Below are 26,331 nucleotides of genomic sequence, written 5' to 3'. Positions count from 1 at the left end.
CGGAAGCTCCTACAGATACGACGTGGGATGCCGATGCGATGAATGTCGTGCGGCCCACAACGCGAAGTCCCGAGCGACGAAGGCGCGGTTGCGTGCGGCGAGAAAGGCCACCCCGCCACAGGACTGAGCTCAGGCCCTTAGTCGCCTGTCCCCTCGTCATCTGTGGGGTACAGGACTGACCCGATCAAGCCCTCAACCGAGATTGCCTTCGGATCTGGGGCGTCCTCACCCTCAGCGAACTTGAATCGCTCTGCTGCCTTGTAAGCCAGGCGAACGGCCTGGATCACGATGACGCGACGGAGGCCGGCGGAGACCTCACCCCGCTCGTGGGCGACTGCGGCGAGACGCGAGATCGTCTCGGCCCTCCGTGCGATCCTCACGTCCGGATGTCCGCGCTCCGCCCTTGTCTCATCTGAGATCAAGGGGAATCTGTATGGGGTCGGAAGCTCGATCGGCTCGGATACTGGCGGGATCTTCTCGTTAAGAATCGCGCCGAACTTGCTGTTGGCAATGGCCTGCAGGTAAGCGGCGTACTCGTTCGCATCCAAGATCCGCTGTGACTTCGCGAACGCCTCCTTGTTGTCCCGCTTCGCGGGCGTGTCCTCTAACTCCCAAAGGGGCCACACTTCAAGCTCAGCCACCTCGAACACATCGAGGATGCGCATAGCTACTGCATCCGTCCGTTGATTGGTCAGGTGACGATTCAGCCGAGTGGACAGGCTCTCCTTCGTCTGACCGACATAGATGGGCTCCCCGTCGTAGTCGTAAAAGGCGTAGACACCCCACTTTGCCGACGTAACCTTCCGACCCTGGTCGTCGGTGAACTTCTTGGCCTCATCGAAGAGCGCCCTGAACTCCCGCACCAGCGTGGCAGGTAGATCCTTCTTCTTCGGCTTCTTCTTGACTGCGACAGTGCGTGGCCGACTCGTACTAGCCACGCCTAAACAACCTTCAGGGCACGATCATCCGCACTCGCGGCAAGTTGACCCTTCGCAAGCGGGACAAGGTACGACTCAGCAAGCCAGGAGACGACCGGAACGCACACGGCGTCGCCGAAACCAAACAGCACCTGGTTCGCACGGATCCCGTTGATGTCGTAGTCGCCGGCCCCCATCAGGCGGGCGTACTCCAGCGGAGTCATCCACCGGACGCTGACCTTGCCGTTCCCAGCTCGGACGACGGCTTGCTTGGAGGACCCGCCGCGAGCAGTTCGGAGACACCCCGCGATGTCGTCCGAGCGAACCTCCCACACGGCTACCCCGTTCCGAGTTCGGCGGTAGGCCGTGCGGTAGCTGACAGTCTTACTTCGCCTCAACACGTCGAGGCGCTCCGCCTGGAACGGTGAGAGTGAATCCATGAAGCGAGTGCTGCGCTCGAAGTCCCACCACTCCACACCCTGCTTCTGAACCACGTCCTTCAAGCCGCTGGTGAGAGGTGCGGGAGGAGCGGGGATGTTGGCACGGTGCATCCGTAGATTCGGGTCGCCGTATGGGATCTGGAGCCAGTCGGGGCGAAGTTCACTGCCCTCATCAGCAACGTCCTCAGGGGCCTCCAGCGCTCCGACGAGGAACAGTCGCGGCCGGGACTGCGGCACGAAACGTCGCGCGTCGAGGGTGAGGACATCCACCGAGTAGCCCAAGTCGTTCAACTCTTGGATTGCGGCCACGAGGTCCGCTCCACCGTGTGACGTCGCGAACCCCACGACGTTCTCTAGCGCGACAACTGCGGGACGCTCATCACCCATCTCGCGAAGGATGCGGGTGAAGTGCCAGAAAGTTCCGGACTGCACGCCTTCGAGACCCTTACGGTTGCCGGCTAGCGACAGATCCGTGCAAGGGAAGGACGCCCAAGCCAGGTCAACTCGGGGCAGTTCTGAGCCTGCTACCTTGCCGATGTCTCGCAGTTCGAAGTGCTCGGACGCGTCTGCCCCGAACTGCTGGGCGTACATCTCCTGCTTCGTCAGCTCGATGTCGTTCGCGTAGACCACGTCGATTCCGGCCGACTGCATCCCCATTCTGACGAGGCCGATACCTGCGAAGAACTCGGCGGCGGTCAGAGAGGTCGGGGTGGTCACAGACGTCAACACACGGCGACCGTATCGCCCGGTTCAGCGTCGGGGATGCACCACACGCCGATAGAACGCCTGTTCGATGCCATGAGGCCGCGTCGGCGACACCGAGCTCGCAGCCGTCGATCGTCCTAGGCGGTTCACACCAAGATTCGGTCTTGATGGCCTCCCCTCGACCTCAACGCCGGGTTCCTGTCCGACCAACTGGGTAAGTTTCTGTTCTGACCGCCGAGGGAGCGTGAACGGTCGACTCAGTCTGTGAGTCACCGTTCCTGTCCCTGCGGCTTACTAGAGCAAGTCGTGCGAAGCGAGTCAGGGTTTGTGTCGCAACTGAGCACTAGATTGGCCACCACTCCCCGAAGACGTACATCGATCCGCCAGCAACGATGTTTCGCGGTCGGTCGTCAGGTCAGGGAGTCGAGATCGGTCGAGCCTCCGGCTTGGAGGCACGCCTTGCTTGGCGACGCCGCGTAACAACTGTCCTACGACACGTTCACGGCCTCGCTCGTTTGGCGAGCAGTTCGTCATGCCCTCACGGGCAACCAGAAGGGATCAACAACCAACCAGGACAACCGAGGGGAGACAACATGAGCACCAAGCAGGAGGCCGACGGGACCGTACTGCAGATCGACGGCTCGAAAGCGGCGATCGGCGGTGAAACGGACGCTCACGCCGACAGGATTGGTCAGATCGCTGGCGGCATCGCCTTGCTCGACGTGGTGAACATGAACTGTTGCGGTCGAGACAAGTGACAGCGCCGGCAGCGAGTGTCCCGATCCTCTTCGAGTGGCTCACCGCGGTTCGCGGCGTGAATCTGCCCGTGAAGGTCTTCACCTCCACCGAGATGGGGATTCTGCTCACCGCTGCAACCCACGCCGACACCAATACCGGACGGAAGATCTACCCCGGTATCAAGCGTCTCGCTCGTGAGGCTGGCAGCAAGCCACACACGGTGTCGACCACATTGGCGAAGGCGCGGCGGCTCAACGTGCTGGACCGCGTGAGCTGCGGCATGCTCGGCTCGCGCACGGCTGACGAGTACGCCTTGGTGCCTCCTCGACTCTGGAGGGTAGATGCCAACCACGGCACACGGGCGATCGAAGCGGATGCCCAAAACGGCATACGGGTGGATGCCGATAACGGCACTCGGGTGGATGCCGATAACGGCATACCAACTACTCAGTTAACTACTCAAACAACAACTACTCATCCATCCCGCTCACCGGCAGTAGATGAGGACGAGTTCCAGCGGAACATGCTGGAGTGCCCGCCCTTCGATGATGAAGAAGGCCCGGACATTCGCGGTGGAGAGGTAGTTCAGCTCTCAGGTAGGACGCCCGCAGGCAGGTTCGCTGACTACGCCGAGAACGCTCACCGGCGCGAGAGCGAGGAGCAGGGCTTCGATCACCTCACTGGCGAGTACCTGTCGACCGACAGGTCATCGTCGTACAGCCGCCCACATCGCCACTCGGGGTAGTCGTAGGCGACTGGCTCACCAGCCAGCATCGCTCGCTGCGCTCGCTCTGGTCCTGGCTTTCCCCCTGCTGCGAACGCCGGTGCATGCGCCTCGCCGATGCAGCCCCCGGTGGTTGCTCTCCAGCCATCGAGGTGGCAGCGCGGAGCGCCCGAGCTCCAGCATGCCCGCTGCCGTCCGTGAGTCCTGCTGACTCACGCGCAGTCACGGCGACCACATCGCTACATGCCTTGTCGCCGACACGGCATCTTTCACCAACGCACGAAGGAGATTCAGATGAACACGACCAACCATCAAGGCAGCACCCGCTCGACGATCGGTGTCGTTCAGCGCCCGATCTGGATGGACAAGGCAGCAGTTCGTCGACCCGCCATGCCTGACGAGCGAATCCCACGCGAGCGGATGCCAAGAGCGATCGACTCACTCCCGTGGGCCCCATCGAAACCCGACATCAGACGCATCGGCTTCGCGGACCTCGCCGTCGGCTCGGAGTACGGATGGCTGACGGTCCTGGCTCTCCCCCAAGTCGGATCGACACAGGTCCTCTGTCGATGCCGATGCGGGACGAAGGTGAGCCCCGTCGCACAACACGTTATCGACGCCCGCGTCCGCTCATGCGGCAACTACACAGCTCACGGCCGCTTCTGACCGGCAGTCCGCCCGGAGGCCATAACGCGCTCTTGGGGAGCGCGCTGGGACACCCAGCGAACCCCGAGCACTCAGGGGGCCGTGACGCCCACCCGTAGGCCCGCACACGACCCAGGCACGGAACGCACGACTGATCCACCACACCACCTGGCCCCCGCCATCCGACGGGGGCTGTCTCATCCCAAGATCGAACATAAGGAGTTCCATGACAGCCCAGACCACGACAACCATCGCCCCCCCGGTCAGCCCGACGCTGGAAAAGCTGATCGCCAGCCGCGAAGCTGAGGCGATCGAGCAGTACCGGCTGAGCAAGATCACTCGCGAGAATGCCCTGTTCGCCGCAGCCGACGCGGAGATCGAGCACGGGAACGCCGAGGCAGCCTTCGAGGACATCGAGGACTCGTTCTCCGCGCTCTCCGAGGAGTTCACTGCCGCCGATCACGCCGAGGCCTTCTCGGCTCTGCGGCGCGCAGAACTGCGACTCACTGGAGCACAGGCCAAGGCTCGACAGGCCGAGAAGGCGGTCGTGTCCGTGGACAAGCTCGCCGCCGAAGTGTTGGCTCAGGTCGTCCGCGCAGCCCTGCCGGGAGCGACCGTTGTCACCACATTCCGTGACGTCGGCAACAACAAGCCAGCACAGGAGGAACTTCCTCTTGCACTGGTGATCCAGTCCGACGCGACGGCTCTCAACAAGGACGGCAGCATCTCCTCCACCGGCGTAGTTAAGGTTCGCTGGTATCGAGGGGCCCTCTACACCAGCCTTTCGGCCGACCGGCTGGAGAAGGCTGCCGCAGGCATCAGCGTCGGCATGGAGATCGTCGGCAATGTCAGCTCGTCACACCACGGGGCGCTGGAGGAGATTCGCGTCAAGCTTCACTCTGGCCTTGCGGGTCTGCCGTTCCTCGCGAAGATCGACCCGTGGAGCCTCCGCAACGTTGGAGCGACCGTCACGGCTGACATCGCTGCCGCGTGCCGTTACCACGACGAGACGCCGTCCGCCTCGCGGATCGACGGTGCACATCGCACCTCTTTCGTAACCGTGCTCAACCATGAGGCGAGCGTGGTCTCCAACGACGTCGACGACCTGGGCGAGCGCCTTCTAGTGCTCGACCTCTCCGTCCTGGTCGAGACGCACAAGGAGAAGCAGGGACGCACCAGCTCTGAGGAGATCGACGCCATCCTGAAGACGCTCGGCGACGGCGCGTTCTTCCCAGGCGTTGGCCTCTGCGAGCGCCTAGACCGCGTCTCTCCCGAGGAGACCACCGTGCCTGTGGAAGACCGCGAGGTCCGCACTCTTCTGGCCATGAGCAACGACGGCCCCGTGGACGCACACAAGGTTGGCTACGAGGCAACACACGCGCACTACCTGCGTGCCACCCTGCGATCCACCACTGTTACCCCCGTCGTCTGAGTCCACCAGAGAACCAAGGCCGCTGAATAGGCAGTAGGTATGCGGGGCCTGCCGAGAATCGCTCGGCAGGCCCTGTCCTGATCTCACCTAGGGCCTGTCGCGATTGCGCGGCAGGCCCCAGGTGTCGTCTGGGTCCTTGCGCTTGCGCGGCGCGCGTTGCCTGCTAGTTCATGCACATTTCTAACGAGGCTCGCCAAGTGCGAGACGCTTACCTGCTGCCCTACTCCAACAACACGCTCTTGACCTACACCTACCAGCTGGACCGTTGGCTCCGCTGGTGCTCCGACAACTCACTGGAACCGCTACATGTCAGACGGACCGACATCGAGACCTACATCAAGTACCTCCACGAAGATCTGGCCCAGAAGATCTCCACCGTCCACACGGCCCTGTGCCCAGTGCGCGGGTATTACCGCTTCGCCTACAACGAGGAGGTAATTGCCAGGGACCCCGCCGCCATGGCACGTCGACCACGGCTATCCAGAGGCGTGACGGACACGATCGGCCTCGACCGTCAACAGATGCGCGCCCTCCTCGACGCCGGAGCCGAGCGGTCGGCGCGGGACTGCGCCGTCGCATACCTCCTCGCGTGCCTTGCCCTGCGATCAAGTGAGGCGTGCTCCATTCAGATCGAGGACTACCAACAGACGGTCCGAGGACATCGCATCCTGCAGTTCACCGGCAAGGGATACGTGCCTGCGCGCATGCCGCTTCCCGTGCCGGTACTCCGCGCACTCGACGCGGCCGCTGAAGGCCGCACACAGGGTCAACTGCTCCGCGGACAAGACCAGCAGCCCCTATGTCGGCGAGGGATCTACCGGGTCGTCGGCTACTTGGCTCGACAAGCAGGCATCTCCACCCGTGTCACCCCACACCTGTTGCGTCACAGTTCCATCACCAACGCGCTGGAGTCCGGAGCGTCACTTCGCAAGGTTCAAGACCTCGCTAGGCACTCGGACCCTCGAACCACCATGCACTATGACCGCAACAGGACGAGTCTCGATGACCACGCCGTGCACTCGCTCGTCGCATTTCTCTCGGGGCCGGTGTCGGGCGGGGACAATGAGCCATCCGCCTTAATCGATGCTCGACCCTGAAACCGTGGCACGATCCTGGCTGCTAAGTAGCAGCGGTCTGCGTCAACTCGCGAGGGGGTCCTCCCCCACCCGTATTCGCTGGTCTCCCGCGTCGAGCGACCTCAATCGTCTTGCTCATCACGAGCAGCGAAACCGACTGGTCCCTTGACCACCGGTGGTCTCGGACGCCAGTCCAGTCCGGTACCGGCCCAGTGTTTGTTGCACTCCGCCTCGATCTCGATCAGCAGTTCATTCAGGTGAGCAAAGACAGCTTGTTCCGTCTTCGTTAGCCCACTACCAGACTTCATCTGCTCTTTCATCACATCCGTCTTGGACTGGATGCTGCGGAATGTAATGCCGGCCGCATTTCTGAACCCCCGGAAGTACTGATCATCTCCGTAGTCGCTCCGTCCTTGCTGGGCGGCCTCTTGAAGCGCCCCGTGGACGAACTGCCCCGCCTTGCGGATGTTGTCCTTCACCGTGATCCCCTGTGTGTTATGCGAGTTGGTGTGTAGACGCAGGACAGACGCGCCCGGGCCGATCTCGTGCAACGGGCCCGACTCATGCTTAGCAGACCTACGCTGTTCCGACCTTAGTTGAGAGGGGAACCAGATGGATGCCGCAACGATCGTTGTAACAGCAGCCGTCACTCTCGTTGCGACCTTGATAGCCCAGGCCCTACGCGAGTTCACTCGGGGGCATGTCGAGTCGCAAGCGGCAGCAAAGGCTGAAGAGCGAGCGAAGGCGCGCGAGGGTCGCGACGAGGTTCGGCAGATGTCACGCGAGAACCGCGAGGAAGCCCGCCAAGTGGAACGCGAGCAGCGTGAAGACGAATGGAAACGTGAGCAGGAGCGTCGCGAAGAGCAGCGCGCACACCTGGCCGAGGCGCGACGACGCGAGGAGCTAGCGAGTGAGGAGATCGATAAGGCCGTGAGCCGAGCCGTTCAACTCGTACCTGCCGTAGCGCGCAGCCGTTTTGCTGACGACCGGAAGGAGCGTCAAGCATCTGCAGAACTCCGCGGCCTTTTCGAAGAGATTTCCGCTCAGGCCGCCTACCTTCCAGCGGACTTGCGTGTTCGCATAGTCGGGCTTGCGGATCTCCTTGGCGCAGCTGATGAGATGGAGGCGGGGGTGCAGTACGGGACGCCCTACCACTACCACTCCGTTTACACGATTGCGCGTCGTTGCGGTGAGGAGGCTCACGAACTTCTGGCGGCGTTCTTGCGGCATGACAGCCTGCCTCATCCCAGCAAAACCATCGCGGAGTACGCGTTGGCTTACGAAGACTTGGTGCGTGACAAAGAGAGCGAGTTCGCTATGGAGATCGCAGAAGAGGCAGGAAGCCGAACGGATTGGTTGCGCGCACGTCCCGGATTTGCAAAGTCACTCGGCGAGCTCGAGCCTGAGCCTAAGGCCGACCAAGAGTAGGGCCCCCACGCTATGAGTTTTTGCAACGTCTGGCGGTCAAAAACTCGATTCGCCAATAGTCGAATGCGCGGCGGTCACGTAAGCACGGGGGACTCGTCGGGCCGGAACATCTAGCCCGGGAGACTCAGGCTTACCCCAGATACTCGACTCGCTGAGCGTGGGCCGCACTGCATGGACGTCTCTCGCGCTAGTGCCTTCTAGGCTGGTCGAAACCCGTTGTCCATACTCGCGTCGTGCGCGAGGTTTGCCTGGAGCTCTTCGTACTCTCCGGCGAGTTCGACCAAGTCCAAAGTGTGATAGCGGGCACGCGTCACAATCGGGTAGGTCGAGTAGACGAGCTTTATGAAATCGTTGAACCCCAGCCTCTGCGTTTCTTGGATCACATGATCCAAGATCAACCTCTCATTACCTGAAAGTGAAGGCTCAGGTGCATCGACAGTTGCCTCGACTACTTCTTTGCGACTGCCATACATGTTTGTCGTTTCGCGAATCCTCAGGAACCTCGACAGTTCTGCCGCCTCGACTACGTCATCGACGTATGGCCCATAGTGATTGAAGGTCCATCTCAGGTCACTCAACTGCTTGCGCTCAGTAATCGCAGAACGCCAGTCGGCAAGGTAAACCATCTTCGTCAGACGAGCCTTCGAAAGCTCATCCTTGTGTGGATAATGCTTGCAGAAGTAGAGGACCAGACTTTCTAGATCGCTCATTAGAAACCCTTACCCTTCGCGCCCGACATGAGCGGGAGTTCATCCCTCTGACTGTGAAGATACGCTTGGAGGGTTGCCCAACTCGTTGACTGCTTCAACTGCTCCAACCGAGCCTCCGTCGCCCAGTCAGGCGAGTTGCTCTCCAGAATGAGCACCCCGACCGGACGCGAGCCCGCGGTATCTGCGGGATACCGCACCCCGATCAGCGAGCGGCTCTTCATGTTCAATCGCCGGCACTTGTCCTCCGGGAGCCCGAAGCGCGCCATGTTCTCAGCGACGTAACTTCGTCCGTCGCCGGACCACGGAGGCAGGTCCCCCTCGACTACCTCGCTCTTCACGGTCCAAGTCTTACCGATGACACCGACACTGTCCTCGTAGACCGTTCGACCAGCTCTGGCCAAATCCGGATTGAGGGACGATCGCCCCAGCATCTGGAACGCTCTTAGATCCTCCAGGTGGACGTAGACGCTGATCCGCTCGTCGTACCCCATCTGCATCTCGTCACGAACCAGGGTCAGGAGCGCCCACAGCATCTCCTTCATCAGATTCTGGGTGCCGGCGAGCTCCCTCTCGAGCTCGAAAACCCGATCGTTGGCCGTCCCGAGCCTCTCTGTCAAGGTCATGACGTCCGAGTGCCGCTTGAACACTCGCAACGAGCCCAGGACGGTCGCACTCACGCTTATCGCGATCAGAACGGCCATCGTCAGACCCGTGGCTGCGCTGGAGACGAGGCCAACCGCCGCGCCAAAAGCAAGCGTCGGCTGGTGCCACTCGACTTTCAGCCACGCGAGCAGAGCCGGCGCTGAGCTCCCTCCATCCGACCGCGGGGCATCGTTGTCTCCCGCCCCAGACTTCTCCAGCGCCCTGTCTGCCACGCGCGTCATGTTAGAGGCAGCCTCGGTCACAGCTGGACGCCACGCACTGATCTACGCGTATACCTCATGTACCGGTTTCACGCACAAGGCGAAGAGGATGGTCACCGGCAGGACGAAGAAGACGACCGGCGCCATCATCGCGATCTCCTTGCGCGCGGCCGTCTCGATCAGCAGGCGGCGCCCGGCTTCGCGTACGTCGGCCGCCTGGGCGTGCAGCACGTCGGCCAGCGGCGTGCCTCGCTCCATCGCGACCGTGATCCCGGTGGCGAAGCGGGCGACGATCGGCAGGCCGGTGGATCGGGCGAGCGACTCGAAGGCGACGCCGACGGGTTCGCCGGTGCGCACCCGGGCGAGCACGCGGGAGAGGTCTTCCGACAGTGCGCCATGGCTGCGCCGGACCACGCGGTCGAGGGCCGACACGGGGCTCTCCCCCGCCGCGACCGACAGCGCGAGCAGCTCGGCGATCGTGGGGAACTCGGTGAGCACCTGGCGCTCGCGGTTCTTCACCTGCGTGCCGAGCCGGTTGTCACGGGCGAACACGCCGAACGCCAGGCCGAGGACGCAGAAGACGACCGCCGACCCGACGCCGCCCACCCCACCGAGCGCCCGCACCAGGCTGATCGCGGCCGCGGCGGCGAAACCGACCAGCCCCCAGACGACCTGCTCGATGCGGAACTCCTGCACCGTGCGGTCGAGGCCCGCACGCTCGAGTCGACGGCGCACGGACGTGCTGCCGCCGAGCATCCGCTCGACGAGGTCCGCCGCCGATCGCAGCACCGGGCCGAAGATGCCGGCGGCCGCGGACGTCGGAGACGAGACCGGACGCAGGCCGGGACCCTGGTCGCGCATCGGTACGTCGCGCACGTAGGGCAGGACCCGGACGGCGAGCTGTGGGCGCCGGAGCACCGCGACCCTCGTCACGACCAGGAGGAGACCCAGCCCCGCCAGCCCGCCGAGGAGGCCGCCCCACACCGTCGCGCTCACGACAGGATCCGCTTCTCGACGGGCAGCCGGCCGATGCGCATCATCGCGGCGTAGGCCAGCACGCAGACGCCGAAGCCGATCCCCAGGACCAGCACGCCGCCGGGCGATGCGTAGCTGCGGATGGCCGTCGTCTGGAACGACATCAGCAGCAGCACGATCCACGGCGCTGCCACCGCCAGGCGGGCACCGTTGACCGTCCAGGCCTGGCGCGACTCGAGCTCGGAGCGGGTGCGCATGTCGTCGCGCAGGAAGCCGGAGAGGTTGCGGAGCAGCCGGCCGAGGTCGCCACCGCCGACCTCGCGCGCCAGCCGCAGCCCCTCGATCACCCGGTCACCGACGGGGTCGGCGAGCCGCTCCTTGAGCCGGTCGAGGCACTCGCCGAAGCGTCCGGTCACCTGGTAGTCGAGGGCGAACTGGGCGAAGTCGTGGCGCAGGGCCTCGGGGCCGGACGTGCTCAGGGCGGCGACCGCGTCGGGGAGGGAGAGGCCCGCGCGTACGGCGCTGGCGAGGTTGTCGACCGCCTCCGGCCACACCTCGGCGAAGTCACGCAGCCGCCGAGCGGCGCGCTGGCGCAGCACGGCGATCGGCACGTAGGCCGCCATCGCGGCGAAGACGAACGCGACCGGAACCGTTCGCGACACCGCCTGCACGACGGCGAACGCGACCGCGAGCAGGACCGCACACAGGGACAGGACACTCGCCGGCGTGACGTCGCCGAGGCCGGCCCGGCCGAGCAGGCGACGCAGCGCGGACGACGTCGGCGTGACCGGCCGGGGAGTCCGAGGCAGGGCGAACGCCGACCAGATCAACAGCAGCCCGACCCCGACCCCGAGCCCGACCAGGGCGCCCATCAGCGGTCACCTGCCATGTCCGAGGCGAGCAGTGCGTGCACGTCGATGCCCACGCGCTCGAAGCGCTCGATCCGCGCCGGCACCCCACCCGTACGTCGCAGCTCGCCTCCGCTGCGGACGAAGATCGGCTCGACCTCGATCACGTCGGCCTCCACCCGGCCGGGCACCGACACGATCTCGTTGACGCGGCGTACGCCGTCGGCGCCGAGGCCGAGGTGCACCACGAGGTCGACCGATGTCGCCACCGTCGGGACCACGAAGCGCGCCGAGATGTTGTCGCCGGCCAGCAGGGGAAGGGTGCACATCTTCACGAGCGCCTCGCGCGCACTGTTGGCGTGGAGGGTGCACATCCCGGGCAGGCCGGAGTTGAGGGCGAGCAGCAGGTCGAGGCACTCGGCCGCCCGGACCTCGCCCACGAGGATGCGGCTCGGCCGCATCCGCAGCGCCTCCTTGACCAGGTCGCGGAGCACGATCTCGCCGGTCTGCTCGAGCCCGGCCTGCCGGGTCTGCAACGCCACCCAGTCTGGGTGGCTGAAGCGCAGCTCGAAGACCTCCTCCGCGCTGACCACGCGCTCGCCACCCGGCACCGAGGCGGCCAGGCAGTTGAGCATCGTCGTCTTGCCGGCCTGGGTGCCCCCGGCGACGAGGATGTTGAGACCGGCACGCACCGACGCCTCGAGGAACGAGGCGGCCTGCGGGGTCAGCGTGCCGAGCGCGACGAGGTCGGACAGCCGGTGCGCACGCAGGAGGAACTTGCGGATGTTGACCGCGGTGAAGCCGCGGGTGATCCCCTCCAGCACGACGTGGAGGCGGTGACCCTCGGGGAGCATCGCGTCGACGAAGGGCGTACTGATGTCGAGGCGGCGGCCGCTCGACTTGAGCATCCGCTCGACCAGCTCGTTGACCTGCGCCGCGTCGAGGCGGAGGTTGGTCAGCTCGTGCCGGCCGCGGCGGGCGATGAAGACCCGCTCCGGCGAGTTGATCCACACCTCCTCGACCTCGGGGTCGTCGAGGAACGGTTGCAGCGGGCCGAAGCCGGAGATCCGGGCGACGAGCTCGCCGACCATCGCGCCGTCGTCGGCGATCGGCGCGACGGCGCCGGTGAGGCTGAGGTCGTCGTGGTCGCGCACGACGTCCTCGGCGATGCGGCGTACGAGAAGCGCCTCACGTTGCGGGTCGACGCCCTCGCGGCGCACCCGCTCGCGCACCTGCCCGTCGAGGCGCAGGACGAGGTCGTCGTGGGCATGCATGGGCGACGGTCGATCCTTCGCCAGACGGTCCACTGCCATGTCGTGCCTGCTTCCCCGAGATCCTGCTGGTGTCCAGTTATCCATGACAACCGCTGCGGAAACCAGACCGTCGGCAAAGGTTGTGGAGAACCTGCGACGACCCCGCACGGTCGACGCCAGCGCCCCGGACTGTCACACGTGTCCGCGACGTTGCCTCGGGAATGTCTGATCGAGGGCCATCTCTCGGACACGTGTCCGCGCAGCGCGCGCCGTCAGGACGGGTCGAGGGCGACCGGCGCCAAGGACGGCCAGGTGCCGCCGGCACCGAAGGCGCGGTCGATGCCGAGCAGCAGGCTCGAGAGGGTCGCGTCGCGCTCCTCGGCCGTCAGCCCGCGCAGCGGCCCCTCGACGTTGAGCACCGCGAAGCCGTGGACCGCCGACCAGCAGGTGACCTCCGCGCCGGCGCGCAGGCCGGCGTCGATGAAGCCGACCGCGACGAGGTCGTCGAGGGCGTGGTTGAGCAGGCCGTAGGGGTCCTCCCCCGGCTCGTCGCCGCCGTCGCCCTTGCCGTCGGGCGGGTCGGGGTAGGCGGTGAAGAGCAGCCGGAACAGGCCGGTCTCGGCCAGGGCGAAGTCGACGTACCCGGCTCCGAGCTCCACCAGCCGCCGCCGGGCCGTCGTCACCGGGTCGGGCTCCTCGACCCGGTCGAGGCGGCGGTGCACCCGCGCGACCATGCCCGCGAGCGCCTGCTCGGCCACCACGTCGACGAGGGCCTCACGGTCGGCGAAGTGGCGGTACGCGGCGGCGTGGCTGACCCCGACCCGCCGGGCCAGCTCGCGGAGCGACAGCGCCTCGGGCCCTCCCTCGCGCACCACCTCGACGGCGGCCTCGACGAGCGCGTCGCGGAGGTTGCCGTGGTGGTACGGGGTGGTCGCCACGTGTTCACCCTAGTCGATGTTGACAGCGGTCACATATCGGTGCACCCTGATGTTACCGCCGTCTACATTCCCTTGACCGGAGCCACCATGAACCGCAAAGCCGCTCTCCTCGCCACCGTCTGCCTGTCCGCACTGACCATCAACCTCGACACCACGATCGTGAACGTCGCCCTCCCGAGCCTCGCTCGCGAGCTCGACGCCGGCACCCGCGACCTGCTCTGGGTCGTCGACGGCTACAACCTCGCCTTCGCCGCGCTCGTCCTCGCGATGGGCAGCCTGAGCGACCGGTTCGGCCGGCGCCCCGCCCTCGTCCTCGGCCTCGCGTCGTTCGCCGTCGCCAGCGGCGTGGCGGCCCTCGTCGACAGCGTCGAGGCACTCATCGCGCTCCGCTTCGTGATGGGGATGAGCGCCGCGCTGATCTTCCCGACGACGCTGTCGGTGATCGCCAACGCCTTCACTGAGCGCCGCGAGCGCGCGACCGCGCTCGGCATCTGGGGCGCGGCGGTCGGCATGGGCGTCGCACTTGGTCCGATCACCGGCGGCTTCCTGCTCGAGCACTTCACCTGGCACGCCGTCTTCTGGGCGCTCGTCCCGGTCGGCGTCGTCGCGATCGCGATGACCCTCGCCTTCGTGCCGGAGTCGCGCGACCCGGGCGTACCTCCCCTCGACCTGCGCGGCCTGGCCGTCTCGGTCGGCGCGCTGGGCTCGCTCACCTGGACGATCATCGAGGCACCCGAGCACGGCTGGTCGTCGGCCACGACGCTCACCGGCTTCGCCGTCGCGGTCCTGCTCCTGCTGGTCTTCGTCGCCGTCGAGCGCGCCGCCGAGCACCCGATGCTCGACGTCACGCTCTTCCTCGACCGCCGCTTCAGCGCGGCCTGCGCCGCGGTGACCATCGCCTTCTTCGCGCTCTTCGGCTTCATCTTCCTGATCACGCAGTTCTTCCAGTTCCTGCGCGACTACTCCGCACTCGGGACCGGCCTGCGGATCCTCCCCGTCGCGATCTCCATCGCGATCGCCTCCGTCGTCGGTGCGCAGCTGGCACCCCGCATCGGCACCAAGGCCGTCGTGGGCACCGGCCTGGCGCTGCTCGGCACGGCCTTCCTCTGGATCTCGACCATGGACGTCGACGTCGACTACGCCACCGTGATCGTCCCGCAGATGGTGATGATGGGCCTGGGCCTCGGCCTGATCAGCACGCCGGCGACCGAGTCGATCATGCAGGTGCTGCCGCCCGCCCGCGCCGGTGTCGGCTCAGCAGTCAACGACGCCACCCGCGAGCTCGGCGGTACCCTCGGCGTCGCCGTCGTCGGCTCGCTCTTCTCCTCGCTGTACGGCGCCAAGCTGGTCGAGCTGCTCGACGGGAGGCTCGACCCGGCGACCCTCGAGGCCGCGCGGGGATCGGTCGGCTTCACCGACGCGCTCGCCGCGCAGGTGCCCGGTGTCGGCAGTGCGATGGAGGTCGCCTTCATGGACGGGCTGTCCCGCGGCAGCCTGGTCATCGGGCTGATGTGCCTGGTCGGGTCGGTGTTCGCCTGGGCGGTGCTGCCCGGCAACCGCTACGACCCGCTGGCCGAGGGCGAGCTGGCCGACCAGTCGCCCGCGCTCACCCGGTAGAGGTGGCTGTCGCCGTCCCACCAGGGGTCCGGCCCGACGCCGACGTAGGTCAGGCCCAGGCGCTCGGCGACCCGGCACGACGCGTCGTTGCCGACGAAGACGCCGCACCACACCTCGGGGAGGCCCTGCTCGACGACCTGGTCGAGCAGGGCCCTCGCCGCCTCGGTGGCGTAGCCGTGGCCGTGCGAGTCGGGGTGCAGCGTCCAGCCGACCTCGTACTCCCCCACGAACTCGCCGGTGCCGCGGCGGTGGCAGCGCGAGACGGACACCGTGCCGGCGACCACCCCCGTCGCCCGTACGACGACCGCGCGGGCGAGGTCGAACGGGTCGGCCGCCTCCCGGCGGCGCTTGGAGTCGATCCACTCCCGCGCGGCATCGAGGTCCGCCATCGGGACCGGGCTGCCCAGGAAGCGGATGACGTCCGGGCGGCTGAGGATGTCGAGGACCCGCGGCGCGTCGTCGTCGACGTACGGCCTGAGGTGGAGACGGTCGGTCTCCCGGGTCCGCGTCAGGCGGGGGTCCCGGTCTCGAGGCGGAAGCCGACGCCGCGGATGGCGACCACGCGCTCCCCCGCCTCGGCGGCCTCGAGCTTGCTGCGGAGACGACCGATGGTGACGTCGAGGGTCTTGGTCGAGCCGTACCAGTTCTGGTCCCAGACCTGGTTCATCAGCGTCTCGCGGGGCACGACCTTGTCGTGGTGCGAAGCGAGGACGGCCAGCACGTCGAACTCCTTGGCCGTCAGCGCGAGCTCGCGCTCGCCGAGGTGGACACGGCGCGAGGCGGCGTCGATCTTGAGGCCCGACGCGGTGGTGACGGTGGTGTCGCTGCTGACGACGATCGCGCTGCGACGCAGGAGGGCGCGCACGCGGGCGAGGAGCTCGGCGAGGCCGAAGGGCTTGGCGAGGTAGTCGTCGGCGCCGACGTCGAGACCGACCACGCGGTCGAGCTCGCCGGCGCGGGCGGTGACCATGATGATGCCGCCCTGGTAGCCGCTCGAGCGCATCTGCCGGCAGACGTCGATGCCGTCCATGTCGGGAAGGCCCAGGTCGAGGATCACGACCGCGGGAGCCTCGCCGACGACGAACTCCACAGCGTCCGCTCCGCCCGAGACCCGAGTGACGTCATAGCCCTCGCGCTCGAGCGTGCGCATGAGTGGGACGGCGATGTCTTCCTCGTCCTCAACCACCAACACGTCGTGCACCATGCGGAGAGCATATGTGCACTGTCAGCGCGCGGTGTGCTGAAACCCCAAGTCGGTGGACGGCGTCACGACCGTCTGCGACGGAACCGCGGGAGCCTGCTCGCCGGGTCCGACGACCACGGCACCGGCCGCGAGGAGCACGGCGACGGGGATCAGCAGGATGCGGGACATGTGTCAAGGATCCGTTGCACCACTCCACGCCCGACCCTCACGACGGTCACATCCCGTCAAAGATCCGGGCGGCAACAGACACCTTCGGGCCGATGCGGGCATCACCCACCGCGTGAGGTCACGCCTCGAAGACGTCGCCCAGCTCCGCGATCCGCTCCAGCACCTCACCCATCGTGAACTGGTCGAGGGCGAGGTCGTCCTCGGCGCCCGCCTCGACCTCCTCCCACGACAGCGGCGTCGCCGCGGTGGGCCGCTCCTTGCCGCGCAGGGAGTAGGGCGAGACCGTCGTCTTGGAGCCGGAGTTCTGCGACCAGTCGAGGAAGACCTTGCCGGGCCGCTTCGCCTTGGTCATCACGCTGGTCACCAGGTCGCCGTGCTCCTTCTGCAGCGTCTCGGCCACCTCCTTGGCCAGCGCCGTCGTGCCGTCGCTGTCGAGGCTGCCGTCCATCGGTGCGTAGAGGTGGAGGCCCTTGCTGCCGCTCGTGACCGGCGTACAGCCCAGGTCGCGCTCGGCCAGGGCGTCGCGCACCATCAGCGCCACCTGCGCGCACTCGTGCAGCCCGGCGGGCTCGCCCGGGTCGAGGTCGATGACGAGCCGGTCGGGGTTGCGCGGCGTGCCGTCCTCCTCGACCGTCCACTGGTGCACGTGGAGCTCCAGCGACGCGAGGTTGGCCAGCCAGGTGAGCGTGGCCAGGTCGTCGCAGATCGGGAACCGGATCGTGCCGTCGCCCTTGCCCGTGCGCGAGCCGGTCGTCGGCACCTCGGCCGTACGCACCCACGACGGCGTGCCGGCCGGGGCGTTCTTCTCGAAGAAGCTCGCCTTCTCGACGCCGTTGGGCCAGCGGATCCGGGTGACCGCGCGGTCCTTCAGGTGCGGCAGCAGGACCGGCGAGACCTGCGCGTAGTAGTTGAGCACCTCGCCCTTGGTCGTGCCGGTGCGCGGGTAGAGCACCTTGTCGAGGTTGCTGATCGTCAGCGTGCGGCCCTCGACGTCGACGTGCACCTCGGTGCCCGCAGCGGGGGTCATGCCAGGTCCTCCGGGGTCAGGTCGTCGCGCACGCCCTGGAAGGACGGTTGCCGGAGGCGGTCGTAGCCCAGGCCGTGGGTGTCGATGTCCACCACGACCCGCGGCTCGACCCAGAACGTGCCGTCGGCGTCGACGCGCGGCACCTCGTCGGCGAACGGGTTGGTGTCGCTGGCCAGGGGCGCGAGCAGGTCGGCGAGCCGCTTGCTGGTCAGGCCGGCGATGCCGCTGCCGACCCGGCCGCGGTAGAGCAGCCCGTCGGCCGTCTGCTCGCCGACGAGCAGCGCCGCCAGCCGGTTCGCCGTACCGGTCTGGGGGCGCCAGCCGCCGACGACGAACGAGCCGCGGTGCCGGTGGGCGAGCTTGCGCCAGTCCTCGCTGCGTGCGTCGAAGCGGTAGCGCGAGGCGCGGCGCTTGCTGACGACGCCCTCGAGCCCCTGGGCGAGCGTGGCCGCGAACAGCATGTCCCCGTCGTCGTACGCCGCCGGGACCTGCCACGTCGTGTCACCGAGGGGCAGCTCCTCCAGCAGGGCGCGGCGCTCCTCCAGCGGTCGGCCGGTCAGGTCCTCGCCGTCGAGGCGCAGCAGGTCGAAGACCATGAGGGTCGCGGGGACGGTCTTCACGAGTCGGGCGACCTCCTTCGCGTTGCGCAGGTGCATGCGGTGCTGGAGGACGCGGAAGTCGGGGAGGCCGCGCTCGTTGAGGGCGATCACCTCGCCGTCGACCATCAGGTCGCGGTCGCCGAGGGGCGGGGCGCTGAGCTCCGGCCAGGCCGCGGTCACGTTGTTGTCGTTGCGGCTGGTCATCCGGGCGACGCCGTCGCGGACGTCGACGAGCACGCGGACGCCGTCCCACTTCACCTCGTGCAGCCACTGCGCGCCGGTCGGCACGCGGTCGGTCCTGCTGGCGAGCATCGGGCGCACGAAGGCCAGTGTGGCACCCCCGACCGTCGCCGCTGGTCATCCGTTCGCAGGGAGACGAGTGTCCGAGGTGACGGCTATCGTCACGTCATGCGCGCGATCTGGAAGGGTGCCGTCTCCTTCGGCCTGGTCAGTGTCCCGGTGAAGCTCTATGCGGCGACCGAGAGCCACGACGTCTCGTTCCGCCAGGTCCACGCCAAGGACGGCGGCCGGATCAAGTACCAGCGGGTCTGCTCCCTCGACGGCGAGGAGGTGGCCTACGCCGACATCGCCAAGGGCTACGAGACCGAGGACGGCGAGATGGTCATCCTCACCGACGATGACATGGCCGAGCTGCCGTCGACGTCGTCGCGCGAGATCGCGGTGGAGAAGTTCGTGCCCCGCGAGCAGATCGACCCGCTGCTCTTCGAGAAGTCCTACTACCTCGAGCCCGAGGGCGCCGGCGCCAAGCCGTACGCCCTGCTCCGCCAGGCGCTCCTCGACGCCGACCGCATGGCCGTGGTCACCGTTGCCCTGCGCCAGCGCACCAGCATCGCGGTGCTGCGCGTCAAGGACGACGTCATCGTGCTCCAGACGATGATGTGGCCCGACGAGATCCGCACGCCCGACTTCTCCGTCGAGACCGGCGACGTGAAGCCGCAGGAGGTCAAGATGGCGCACATGCTCGTCGAGACCCTGGCCGGCGACTTCGACGCCACCGAGTTCGAGGACGACTACGCCGGCGCCGTCGAGGCGCTCGTGAGGTCGAAGATCGACGGCGGTGAGATCAAGCGCACCGAGACGTCGACGAAGACCTCGGGCGAGGTGGTCGACCTGCTCGCCGCCCTCCAGAAGTCGGTCGCCGCGGCCAAGACCGCGCGCGGCGAGGACGACGGGGACGAGAAGAAGCCGGCTGCGAAGAAGGCGCCCGCCAAGAAGGCGGCTGCGAAGAAGGCCCCGGCCAAGAAGGCCGCCGCCAAGAAGGCGACGACCAAGAAGACCGCTGCGAAGAAGCAGGCCAAGAAGGCCAGCTGACCTCGGGGTCGTCCGCCGCACGTCCGACGAGCTAGATCCCGGCCAGAGCCTTCAGGTCGTCGAGGATCTCGTCGATCCGGGCCACGAGGGAGAGGTGGCCCTCGTCCGCGAAGAGGTGGGCCCGCGCGCCGGGGATCGCCGACGCCAGCCACTGGCCGTGGGCGTAGGGGACCATGCGGTCGTGCTCGCCCTGCCAGACGGCGACGGGCACCGCGAGCGAGCGGACGTCGAAGCCCCACGGCGCGACGATCTGGAGGGTGTCCTCGACCATCCCGACCGCTCCCTGCTCCACCGCGTGGCGGAAGGAGGCCGCCACCGTCTCGGCGAAGTCCCCGGTGAGGGCCGCGGCGTCCACCTCGTCGACCAGGTCGCCGAACGAGGCGACGATGTCGTCACCGGTGACCGACCGGAGCTCCTCGACCTGCTCCTCGGCGATCGGGCGGTAGGCCTCGCGTCCGGCCTGCACGGCCTCGAAGTCGCGGACGTTCTCCTCCCCCATCCCGGCGAGCCAGTCGAGGCCGTCGGCGTCGAGCGGCGCCACGCCGGCCAGCAGCGACACGGCGCGGCAACGACCGGGCATCGCCGCCCCGCACGCCAGCGCCCGCGGCCCGCCGCCCGACCAGCCGAGCGTGACGAACTCACCGATGCCGAGGTGGTCGAGCAGCGCCGCGGTGTCGTCGGCGTCGGCTAGGACGGGGGTGATGACGTGGTCGGGACCGCCGCGGGGCGTCGAGTGGCCGTAGCCGGGTCGGGAGTACGTCACCAGCCGCAGGCCGGCGGCCTCCGCCGCGGCGAACAGGTGCTCGTCCGCGACGGCACCGCTCGGCGTACCGGAGTGGTAGACGAGCGGGAACCCGTCGGGGTCGCCGCCCTCGAGGTGCTCGAGGGTGCGGCCGTCGTCCAGGGTCAGGTAGTCCGCCATGTCGCGAGCATGGCACGCGCTCCCAGGCGGTCAGGAGGCGCGGGACACGGGTGTGCGTCCGGTCATCTCGCGGAGCAGTGCGGAGACCTCGGCGGCCACCGCGACGGCGAGGTCGCGGGCGGGTTCGCCGTCGACCTCGGGGACGACGCGCTGGACGATCCCGTCGGCGAGCAGGTCGCTCGCCCGCACCCGTTGGCGGGTGGCCATCTCGGGTGCGTGGTCGGTGTCGCCGTGCACGATGACGCTCGCGCCCTCGGGCGGCAGCGGCGACAGCCACGCGTGCTCGGTGGCGAGGACCGCCTGTGCGGGCAGGAAGGCCAGCGCCCCTCCCCCGCAGCCCTGGCCGAGGATCACCGACACCGTCGGCACCGTCATCGTGGTGAGGGTGGCGATGCACCGGGCGATCTCACCGGCGATGGCCCGCTCCTCGGCATCGGGCGACAGCTCCGCACCCGGGGTGTCGATGACGGTGACCAGCGGGAGACCGAGCTCCTCGGCGAGCCGCATGCCGCGACGGGCCTCGCGCAAGGCACCCGGACCCATCGCGTGGCCGGGCGTCTGACGGGCCCGGTCCTGGCCGACGACGACGCACGGCTGGTCGTCGAGCCGGGTCAGCGCGACCATCACCGTCGAGTCGCGCTCGCCCTCGTCGGTGCCACGCAGCTGGAGGGTGCCGCGCGCGCCGTGGGCGAGCAGGTCGCGGAGCCCGACCCGGTCCGTACGCCGGGTGCGCTCGATGCTGTCCCACGCGGCGTGGTCGCCGATCGGCTGCGTCGCGCGGACGGGCAGCACGCCCGGGCCGGGGGCGTCGACGAGCACGGCGAGCGCGAGGTCGACCATCGCGGGCAGGTCCTCGGCCGCGACCACGCCGTCGATGACGCCGGCGGCGGCGAGGTTCTCGGCCACCTGCACACCGGGCCGGAACGGCCGGCCGTTGAGGGCCTCGTAGACCTTGGGGCCGAGGAAGCCGACCAGCGCACCGGGCTCGGCGACGGTGACGTGCCCGAGCGAGCCCCAGGAGGCGTAGACGCCACCGGTCGTCGGGTGGCGCAGGTGCACGAGGTAGGGCAGCCCGGCGGCCCGGTGCTCCATCAGCGCGCGGGAGATCTCGGCCATCCGGACGAAGGCGGGCGTGCCCTCCTGCATCCGGGTGCCACCGGACGCGGTGCTGGCCAGGAGCGGCAGCCCCTCCGCAGTGGCACGGCGTACGGCCCTGGTGATCCGGTCGGCGGCGGCACGGCCGATCGAGCCGGCGAGGAAGCCGAACTCGTTGACCACGACGGCCACCGGTCGACCACGGACCGCGCCGCGACCGGTGAGGACGGACTCGTCGGTGCCGGCCTTCGCCGCCGCGGCCTCGAGGACGACGCGGTAGCCGGGATCCGGGGACGCGTCGGCGTACGACAGGTCGATCGGCTCGTCCCAGGACGTGAAGGTGCCGGGGTCGAGCACGAGGTCGAGCAGCTCGCGGGCGGTCCAGCGGTGCGTCGTCATGGGGTCCCCGCGGCGTTGTTCGGAGGAGCGCAGCGGAGGAGAAGAACGTCGTGGGGTGTGCTCATGCGCCGCCGCCCCCGACCCAGGCGCGGATCTCGTCGGCGTGCTGGTCGAGCAGCGGCGGGGCCGTGTGGTCCCTGCGGGTGACCTCGTCGCCGGCCGCGTCGAAGAAGCGGAGCGGCGGCCCGGGCAGCGTGAGACCACCGAGGGTCGGGTGCTCGACGTCGACGAGCAGGCCCTGGCTGGCGACCTGGTCCCACTCGTAGACCTCGTCGAGCGAGCGCACCTTGCCGGCGGGCACGCCGACCTCGGCAAGCCGGGCCAGCAGCGGCTCGGCGTCCCAGTCGGCGAAGGCCGTCTCGACCACCTCGATCACGCGCTCGCGCTGGGCGACCCGCTCCTGGTTGGTGGCGAGCCCGTCGGCCTCGGGGTCGATCCCGAAGCCGCCGCAGAACCGCTTCCACAGCCCCTCGCTGCCGAGCGCGATCTGCACCGCCCCGTCGCGGCAGCGGAAGAGCCCGTAGGGCGCGATCGACGGGTGGTGGTTGCCCTGCGCTCGGCCGACCTCGCCCGCGACGGTCCAGCGCGTGCCCTGGAAGGCATGCACGCCGACGACGGACGCCAGCAGCGACGTACGCACGACCTGGCCCTTGCCGGTCACGTCGCGCTCGTGGAGCGCGGCGAGGATGCCGTAGGCGCCGTACATCCCGGACAGCAGGTCCGCGATCGGTACGCCGACGCGCTGCGGGTCGTCGGGCCCCGAGCCGGTCAGCGACATCAGGCCGGCCTCGCCCTGGGCGATCTGGTCGTAGCCCGCGCGGCCGCCCTCCGGCCCGTCGTGGCCGAACCCGGTGATCGAGAGGACGACGAGGCGCGGGTTGCGGCGCATCAGGTCCTCGATGCCGAGGCCGAGCCGCTCGAGCACGCCGGTGCGGAAGTTCTCCACCAGCACGTCCGCCCGCTCGACGAGGCCGACCAGGACGGCCTTGTCGGCCTCGTCCTTGAGGTCGAGCGCGATGGACTCCTTGTTGCGGTTGGTGCACAGGAAGTACGTCGACTGCCGAGCGTCGGGCTCGCCGACGAAGGGCGGCCCCCACCCGCGGGTGTCGTCGCCGCTGCCGGGCGACTCCACCTTGATCACCCGGGCGCCGAGGTCGCCGAGCATCTGGGTGGCGTGCGGCCCGGCGAGGGCGCGGGTCAGGTCGACGACGAGGAGGTCGGAGAGGGGTCCGGTCATCTCTGTCATGAGGGGGTCACCATCCCGGGAGGACGAGGGCTGCCCAGACGAGCAGCGGGCCGACGAGGGTCACGATCGCTCCGTAGGTGAGGATCTGGCGGTAGTAGGTGTTCTCGTCGATCGTGTCCGGCTTGTTGGCCAGCATGAGCGCACCGTTGGTGCTGAACGGGCTCACGTCGACGATCGTCGAGCTGACCGCGAGCGCGGCGACGAAGAGGCCGGCGGACAGGCCGCCCTCGGCGACGAGCGGGATCGCGATCGGGATGATCACCGGCAGCAGGGCGGTCGAGGAGGCGAACGCCGACACGACACCGCCGACGTAGCAGAGGATCAGCGCGCCGATGGCGGCCGCGCCGAGGCCGGCGGCCCACGTGCCGACGAACTCGGGCGAGCCCGCGGTGGTGAGGATGGTGGCGTAGGTGCTCACGCCGGCGACCAGGAGGACGGTCGGCCAGGCGATCTGCTTGACGGTGTCCTTGTAGGCCTTCGGGGTCAGCACCGAGAGCACCACGGCAGCGGTGATCGCGGCGAAGCCGATGTTCTTGTCGAAGACGAGGGCGACGACGGCGACCGCGAGGAAGGCGAGCAGGGTCAGCGTGTGCTCGAGCGTGCTGCCCGCGTCGCCGGGGTTCGGGGTGCCGGTGGTCGGGGTGGCGCCGGTGGCCGAGCGGGCGTCCGACCGGTCGGGGTGCACGCGCGCCTCGCCGGCAGCGGACGTCGTACCGCCTCCGGCGTGGACGAGCTCGCCGTCGGCGTCCATCCGGACGGACATGAGCTTGCGGCCGCCGAGGACGACGAAGAGGATCGCCGCCATCAGGGTGTTCACCGCGAGGCTGGAGAAGAAGATCGTCAGGTGCGAGGCGCCGAGACCGGCGTCCTCCATGACGGAGTTGGTGATCGTGCCGTAGATCGAGATCGGCGAGAAGCCACCGGCCTGGGCTCCGTGGACGACCATCATGCCCATCATCAGCGGGCTGATCTTGTAGCGGCCCGCGAAGCCGAGGGCGATCGGGCCGATGATCGCGCAGGCGGCCGGGCTGGCGGCGCCGATGGCGGTGATCACGGCTGTGACGGCGAACATCACCCACGGGATCAGCGCCACGCGGCCGCCGACGGACGCCACGGCCTTCCTCACGATGAGGTCGACCGTGCCGTTCTGCCTCGCGATCGCGAAGAGATAGGTGACGCCGATGAGGGTGAGGACCAGGTCGGCACTGATGCCGGCCAGGATCTCCTTCTCGTCGAGGTCGAGGGCGTACATGCCCACGAGCCACGCGGCGACGTAGGCCAGCGCTCCCATGTTGATGGGCAGCAGCGTGCCCACCACGAACAGGGCGACCAGCGCGAGGATCGCAATCCACTCCGGACCCATGGTCCACACCTCCGAGTCGTGCCGGCACCGCTGGGTCGGGGGGTGACCCTCGTCACGCGCTGGCTCAGTGGCCTAGCCAATAGCACAATGAGCCAGCAGTCAATAGGCTGTCCTCATGTCCGACCAGAGCCAGCCGTCGTTCCCTCCCCGGCTCCTGCGCACCCGCCTGTACGAGCAGGTGGCGGGCCAGATCTCGGCGTGGATCAGCGACAACGGGCTCACCGCGGGCGACCGGCTGCCTCCCGAGCGCGAGCTCGCCCAGCGGCTCGGCGTCAGCCGCGCCACGCTCAGCCAGGCGCTCGTCGCGCTCGAGGTGATCGGCGTGGTGGAGGTACGCCACGGGGACGGCACCGTCGTCACCGCGGGCCATCGCCAGTCGACCCGCATCGTCGAGGCGATCCGCAGCCACGCCGACCGGCTGCCCGAGATCATCGAGACGCGCGATGCCCTCGAGACCAAGATCGCGGCGCTCGCCGCCGCCCGCCGTACGGACGACGACATGGCCCGGATCGACGACGCACTGGCCTTCATGGCCTCCGAGGTCGAGTCCGGCGGCCGCGGCGTCGAGGGTGACGAGCGGTTCCACGGCGCCGTGACCGCGGCCTCGCACTCCCTCCTGCTGGCGCGGTTGATGGACGAGATCGGCGACCTGATCCGCGAGACGCGGCTCGAGTCGCTCGGTCAGCCCGGTCGTCCGCAGGACTCGCTCGCCGGTCACCGCGCCGTCGCCGAGGCGATCCGCGCCGGCGACCCGGAGGCTGCGGCGGCCGCCATGCACGCGCACGTGGCGATGGTCAGCGACGTCGCGCTGCTCCGCGAGCAGCCGTGACCCCAGTCGAGGCGCTCCTGGTCCTGGTGACCGGGCTCGGCGCCGGCATCCTGTCCTCGACCGTGGGCGTGGCCTCCCTGCTGAGCTTCCCGGTGCTGGTCGCCCTCGGCCTGCCACCCGTCGTCGCCAACGTCTCCAACACCCTCGGCATGATCCCCGCCGGCCTCGGCGGGGTCGTCGGCTACCGCGCGGAGGTCAAGGAGGCCGGCCGCATCGCGTACGTCATCGTGCTGGTCTGCGCGGTCGGCGCCGTGGCCGGCGCTGCGTTGCTGCTGGGCCTGCCGCCCGGGGTGTTCGAGGCCGTCGTCCCGTACCTCATCCTCTTCACCTGCCTGCTCGTGGGTGCCCAGCCGCGCATCGCCGTGTGGCTGCGCGCCCGCCACGAGCGCCAGCACGGAGAGCAGCTCGCCGAGCGGCGCCACATGTCGCCCGCGACGACGTTCTTCGCGACGATCACCGGCGTCTACGGCGGCTACTTCGGAGCCGGCGCGGGCGTGATGATGGTGGCCGTCCTCGGGCTCGGCACCGACCTCGAGCTGCGGGTCGTCAACGGGCTCAAGACGCTGTCGCTGATGGTGGGCAACATCGTCGCCGGCCTGATCTTCGTCGTCGTCGCCGACCCGCGCTGGGACGTCGCCGCCGTGCTGGCCGCCGGATCGCTCGTCGGCGGCTACGTCGGCGCCCGGATCGGTCGCAAGCTGCCCGACGCGGTCTTCCGCTGGGCGGTCGTCGCGGCCGGCGTCGTCGCCGCGCTCCTGCTCTTCTGACCCTCCTCGACGACTCTCGCCCGGTCGAGTGCGGGGCCTCGCGGCGACCAGTGCCGCGGGCGCACTCGACC

General features: G+C 68.5%; 27 protein-coding genes. 9 read left to right on the top strand and 18 right to left on the bottom strand.

Annotated elements, in window-relative coordinates; all coding sequences use genetic code 11:
• Positions 1–137 precede the first annotated feature (137 nt).
• Positions 138–938, bottom strand: coding sequence for a GIY-YIG nuclease family protein (locus tag JI751_RS19405; RefSeq protein WP_201940330.1), 801 nt, complete (start codon positions 936–938; stop codon positions 138–140).
• A gap of 2 nt (positions 939–940) precedes the next feature.
• Entirely contained in the window at positions 941–2,074 is a 1,134-nt protein-coding gene (locus JI751_RS19400) for a DNA cytosine methyltransferase (RefSeq protein WP_307814391.1), read from the bottom strand.
• A 581-nt stretch (positions 2,075–2,655) separates the two neighbouring features.
• Between JI751_RS19400 and JI751_RS19395 the strand changes: the two genes are divergently transcribed.
• The 4 genes from JI751_RS19395 (at position 2,656) to JI751_RS19380 (ending at position 6,698) form a co-directional block, all read left to right on the top strand.
• On the top strand, positions 2,656–2,820 hold the full coding sequence (locus tag JI751_RS19395; protein ID WP_201940329.1) for a hypothetical protein: 165 nt from the start codon (positions 2,656–2,658) through the stop codon (positions 2,818–2,820).
• Positions 2,821–2,888: 68 nt separating this feature from the next.
• The gene (locus JI751_RS19390; protein ID WP_201940327.1) at positions 2,889–3,545 is read left to right on the top strand and encodes a hypothetical protein; all 657 of its coding nucleotides are present in this window, start codon (positions 2,889–2,891) and stop codon (positions 3,543–3,545) included.
• 850 nt (positions 3,546–4,395) lie between these two features.
• A complete protein-coding gene (locus JI751_RS19385) occupies positions 4,396–5,601 on the top strand; it encodes a hypothetical protein (protein ID WP_201940325.1) in 1,206 nt (401 codons plus the stop codon).
• A gap of 197 nt (positions 5,602–5,798) precedes the next feature.
• Positions 5,799–6,698, top strand: a complete 900-nt coding sequence (locus tag JI751_RS19380) for a tyrosine-type recombinase/integrase (RefSeq protein WP_201940323.1) — start codon at positions 5,799–5,801, stop codon at positions 6,696–6,698.
• 101 nt (positions 6,699–6,799) lie between these two features.
• Here JI751_RS19380 and JI751_RS19375 read toward each other — a convergent pair whose 3' ends face one another.
• A complete protein-coding gene (locus tag JI751_RS19375) occupies positions 6,800–7,156 on the bottom strand; it encodes a hypothetical protein (protein ID WP_201940316.1) in 357 nt (118 codons plus the stop codon).
• A 133-nt stretch (positions 7,157–7,289) separates the two neighbouring features.
• Here JI751_RS19375 and JI751_RS19370 point away from each other — a divergent pair, with 133 nt between their 5' ends.
• On the top strand, positions 7,290–8,105 hold the full coding sequence (locus tag JI751_RS19370) for a hypothetical protein (protein ID WP_201940308.1): 816 nt from the start codon (positions 7,290–7,292) through the stop codon (positions 8,103–8,105).
• A gap of 197 nt (positions 8,106–8,302) precedes the next feature.
• Here JI751_RS19370 and JI751_RS19365 read toward each other — a convergent pair whose 3' ends face one another.
• The 6 genes from JI751_RS19365 to JI751_RS19340 all read right to left on the bottom strand — a co-directional run bounded on the left by JI751_RS19365 (position 8,303) and on the right by JI751_RS19340 (position 13,692).
• Positions 8,303–8,815 (bottom strand): Panacea domain-containing protein, encoded by a 513-nt coding sequence (locus JI751_RS19365; RefSeq protein WP_201940306.1) that lies wholly within the window; start codon positions 8,813–8,815, stop codon positions 8,303–8,305.
• Positions 8,815–9,690: a hypothetical protein gene (locus JI751_RS19360; RefSeq protein ID WP_201940304.1), complete on the bottom strand. Its 876-nt coding sequence runs from the start codon at positions 9,688–9,690 to the stop codon at positions 8,815–8,817. The genes JI751_RS19365 and JI751_RS19360 overlap by 1 nt, the downstream gene beginning before the upstream one ends.
• 51 nt (positions 9,691–9,741) lie before the next feature.
• On the bottom strand, positions 9,742–10,674 hold the full coding sequence (locus tag JI751_RS19355) for a type II secretion system F family protein (protein ID WP_201940302.1): 933 nt from the start codon (positions 10,672–10,674) through the stop codon (positions 9,742–9,744).
• Positions 10,671–11,525, bottom strand: a complete 855-nt coding sequence (locus JI751_RS19350; RefSeq protein ID WP_201940300.1) for a type II secretion system F family protein — start codon at positions 11,523–11,525, stop codon at positions 10,671–10,673. The genes JI751_RS19355 and JI751_RS19350 overlap by 4 nt, the downstream gene beginning before the upstream one ends.
• Positions 11,525–12,775: a TadA family conjugal transfer-associated ATPase gene (locus tag JI751_RS19345; protein WP_201940292.1), complete on the bottom strand. Its 1,251-nt coding sequence runs from the start codon at positions 12,773–12,775 to the stop codon at positions 11,525–11,527. Before JI751_RS19345 ends, JI751_RS19350 begins: the two co-directional genes overlap by 1 nt.
• A gap of 251 nt (positions 12,776–13,026) precedes the next feature.
• Positions 13,027–13,692: a TetR/AcrR family transcriptional regulator gene (locus JI751_RS19340; protein WP_201940291.1), complete on the bottom strand. Its 666-nt coding sequence runs from the start codon at positions 13,690–13,692 to the stop codon at positions 13,027–13,029.
• An 87-nt stretch (positions 13,693–13,779) separates the two neighbouring features.
• Between JI751_RS19340 and JI751_RS19335 the strand changes: the two genes are divergently transcribed.
• Positions 13,780–15,309, top strand: a complete 1,530-nt coding sequence (locus JI751_RS19335; RefSeq protein ID WP_201940289.1) for an MFS transporter — start codon at positions 13,780–13,782, stop codon at positions 15,307–15,309.
• Here JI751_RS19335 and JI751_RS19330 read toward each other — a convergent pair.
• The 5 genes from JI751_RS19330 to ligD (JI751_RS19310) all read right to left on the bottom strand — a co-directional run bounded on the left by JI751_RS19330 (position 15,252) and on the right by ligD (JI751_RS19310) (position 18,619).
• Entirely contained in the window at positions 15,252–15,821 is a 570-nt protein-coding gene (locus JI751_RS19330) for a GNAT family N-acetyltransferase (RefSeq protein ID WP_201940480.1), read from the bottom strand. The genes JI751_RS19335 and JI751_RS19330 overlap by 58 nt on opposite strands.
• Positions 15,818–16,513 (bottom strand): response regulator transcription factor, encoded by a 696-nt coding sequence (locus JI751_RS19325; RefSeq protein WP_236666576.1) that lies wholly within the window; start codon positions 16,511–16,513, stop codon positions 15,818–15,820. Before JI751_RS19325 ends, JI751_RS19330 begins: the two co-directional genes overlap by 4 nt.
• Before the next feature lie 21 nt (positions 16,514–16,534).
• Entirely contained in the window at positions 16,535–16,681 is a 147-nt protein-coding gene (locus JI751_RS19320) for a hypothetical protein (protein ID WP_201940286.1), read from the bottom strand.
• A 118-nt stretch (positions 16,682–16,799) separates the two neighbouring features.
• On the bottom strand, positions 16,800–17,708 hold the full coding sequence (ligD, locus tag JI751_RS19315) for a non-homologous end-joining DNA ligase (RefSeq protein WP_201940284.1): 909 nt from the start codon (positions 17,706–17,708) through the stop codon (positions 16,800–16,802).
• Positions 17,705–18,619 carry a non-homologous end-joining DNA ligase gene (gene ligD / locus JI751_RS19310; RefSeq protein ID WP_201940478.1) on the bottom strand — a complete coding sequence of 305 codons (915 nt, stop codon included), beginning with the start codon at positions 18,617–18,619 and terminating at the stop codon, positions 17,705–17,707. The genes ligD (JI751_RS19315) and ligD (JI751_RS19310) overlap by 4 nt, the downstream gene beginning before the upstream one ends.
• 96 nt (positions 18,620–18,715) lie before the next feature.
• On the opposite strand from ligD (JI751_RS19310), the gene ku reads away from it, so the two are divergent.
• Positions 18,716–19,639 carry a non-homologous end joining protein Ku gene (ku, locus tag JI751_RS19305; protein WP_201940282.1) on the top strand — a complete coding sequence of 308 codons (924 nt, stop codon included), beginning with the start codon at positions 18,716–18,718 and terminating at the stop codon, positions 19,637–19,639.
• Between the two features lie 31 nt (positions 19,640–19,670).
• Here ku and JI751_RS19300 read toward each other — a convergent pair whose 3' ends face one another.
• The 4 genes from JI751_RS19300 to JI751_RS19285 all read right to left on the bottom strand — a co-directional run bounded on the left by JI751_RS19300 (position 19,671) and on the right by JI751_RS19285 (position 24,664).
• Positions 19,671–20,561, bottom strand: a complete 891-nt coding sequence (locus JI751_RS19300) for an alpha/beta fold hydrolase (RefSeq protein ID WP_201940280.1) — start codon at positions 20,559–20,561, stop codon at positions 19,671–19,673.
• 30 nt (positions 20,562–20,591) lie between these two features.
• Entirely contained in the window at positions 20,592–22,055 is a 1,464-nt protein-coding gene (locus JI751_RS19295) for a carboxyl transferase domain-containing protein (RefSeq protein ID WP_201940278.1), read from the bottom strand.
• Positions 22,056–22,116: 61 nt separating this feature from the next.
• On the bottom strand, positions 22,117–23,292 hold the full coding sequence (locus tag JI751_RS19290; RefSeq protein ID WP_201940277.1) for a CaiB/BaiF CoA transferase family protein: 1,176 nt from the start codon (positions 23,290–23,292) through the stop codon (positions 22,117–22,119).
• A 16-nt stretch (positions 23,293–23,308) separates the two neighbouring features.
• Entirely contained in the window at positions 23,309–24,664 is a 1,356-nt protein-coding gene (locus JI751_RS19285; protein WP_201940275.1) for an SLC13 family permease, read from the bottom strand.
• Between the two features lie 115 nt (positions 24,665–24,779).
• Here JI751_RS19285 and JI751_RS19280 point away from each other — a divergent pair, with 115 nt between their 5' ends.
• Complete coding sequence (locus JI751_RS19280; RefSeq protein ID WP_201940273.1) at positions 24,780–25,493, top strand: FadR/GntR family transcriptional regulator; 714 nt, start codon at positions 24,780–24,782, stop codon at positions 25,491–25,493.
• Positions 25,490–26,260 carry a sulfite exporter TauE/SafE family protein gene (locus tag JI751_RS19275; protein ID WP_201940271.1) on the top strand — a complete coding sequence of 257 codons (771 nt, stop codon included), beginning with the start codon at positions 25,490–25,492 and terminating at the stop codon, positions 26,258–26,260. The genes JI751_RS19280 and JI751_RS19275 overlap by 4 nt, the downstream gene beginning before the upstream one ends.
• Positions 26,261–26,331: the final 71 nt, after the last annotated feature.

Origin of the sequence: Nocardioides baculatus, from assembly GCF_016735675.1 — a bacterium.
GTDB classification, from domain to species: domain Bacteria; phylum Actinomycetota; class Actinomycetes; order Propionibacteriales; family Nocardioidaceae; genus Nocardioides; species Nocardioides baculatus.
Note: the sequence above shows the minus strand (reverse complement) of the source record. Positions and strands in the feature narration are given on the sequence as shown.

Bases quoted from the DNA above. Each gene is read 5' to 3' on its own strand.
- JI751_RS19395 (WP_201940329.1), top strand. From the start codon at position 2,656: ATGAGCACCAAGCAGGAGGCCGACGGGACCGTACTGCAGATCGACGGC.
- JI751_RS19385 (WP_201940325.1), top strand. From the start codon at position 4,396: ATGACAGCCCAGACCACGACAACCATCGCCCCCCCGGTCAGCCCGACG.
- JI751_RS19370 (WP_201940308.1), top strand. From the start codon at position 7,290: ATGGATGCCGCAACGATCGTTGTAACAGCAGCCGTCACTCTCGTTGCG.
- JI751_RS19365 (WP_201940306.1), bottom strand. From the start codon at position 8,815: ATGAGCGATCTAGAAAGTCTGGTCCTCTACTTCTGCAAGCATTATCCA.
- JI751_RS19350 (WP_201940300.1), bottom strand. From the start codon at position 11,525: ATGGGCGCCCTGGTCGGGCTCGGGGTCGGGGTCGGGCTGCTGTTGATC.
- JI751_RS19345 (WP_201940292.1), bottom strand. From the start codon at position 12,775: ATGCATGCCCACGACGACCTCGTCCTGCGCCTCGACGGGCAGGTGCGC.
- JI751_RS19335 (WP_201940289.1), top strand. From the start codon at position 13,780: ATGAACCGCAAAGCCGCTCTCCTCGCCACCGTCTGCCTGTCCGCACTG.
- JI751_RS19325 (WP_236666576.1), bottom strand. From the start codon at position 16,513: ATGGTGCACGACGTGTTGGTGGTTGAGGACGAGGAAGACATCGCCGTC.
- JI751_RS19320 (WP_201940286.1), bottom strand. From the start codon at position 16,681: ATGTCCCGCATCCTGCTGATCCCCGTCGCCGTGCTCCTCGCGGCCGGT.
- ligD (WP_201940284.1), bottom strand. From the start codon at position 17,708: ATGACCCCCGCTGCGGGCACCGAGGTGCACGTCGACGTCGAGGGCCGC.
- ligD (WP_201940478.1), bottom strand. From the start codon at position 18,619: ATGCTCGCCAGCAGGACCGACCGCGTGCCGACCGGCGCGCAGTGGCTG.
- ku (WP_201940282.1), top strand. From the start codon at position 18,716: ATGCGCGCGATCTGGAAGGGTGCCGTCTCCTTCGGCCTGGTCAGTGTC.
- JI751_RS19300 (WP_201940280.1), bottom strand. From the start codon at position 20,561: ATGGCGGACTACCTGACCCTGGACGACGGCCGCACCCTCGAGCACCTC.
- JI751_RS19295 (WP_201940278.1), bottom strand. From the start codon at position 22,055: ATGACGACGCACCGCTGGACCGCCCGCGAGCTGCTCGACCTCGTGCTC.
- JI751_RS19290 (WP_201940277.1), bottom strand. From the start codon at position 23,292: ATGACCGGACCCCTCTCCGACCTCCTCGTCGTCGACCTGACCCGCGCC.
- JI751_RS19285 (WP_201940275.1), bottom strand. From the start codon at position 24,664: ATGGGTCCGGAGTGGATTGCGATCCTCGCGCTGGTCGCCCTGTTCGTG.
- JI751_RS19280 (WP_201940273.1), top strand. From the start codon at position 24,780: ATGTCCGACCAGAGCCAGCCGTCGTTCCCTCCCCGGCTCCTGCGCACC.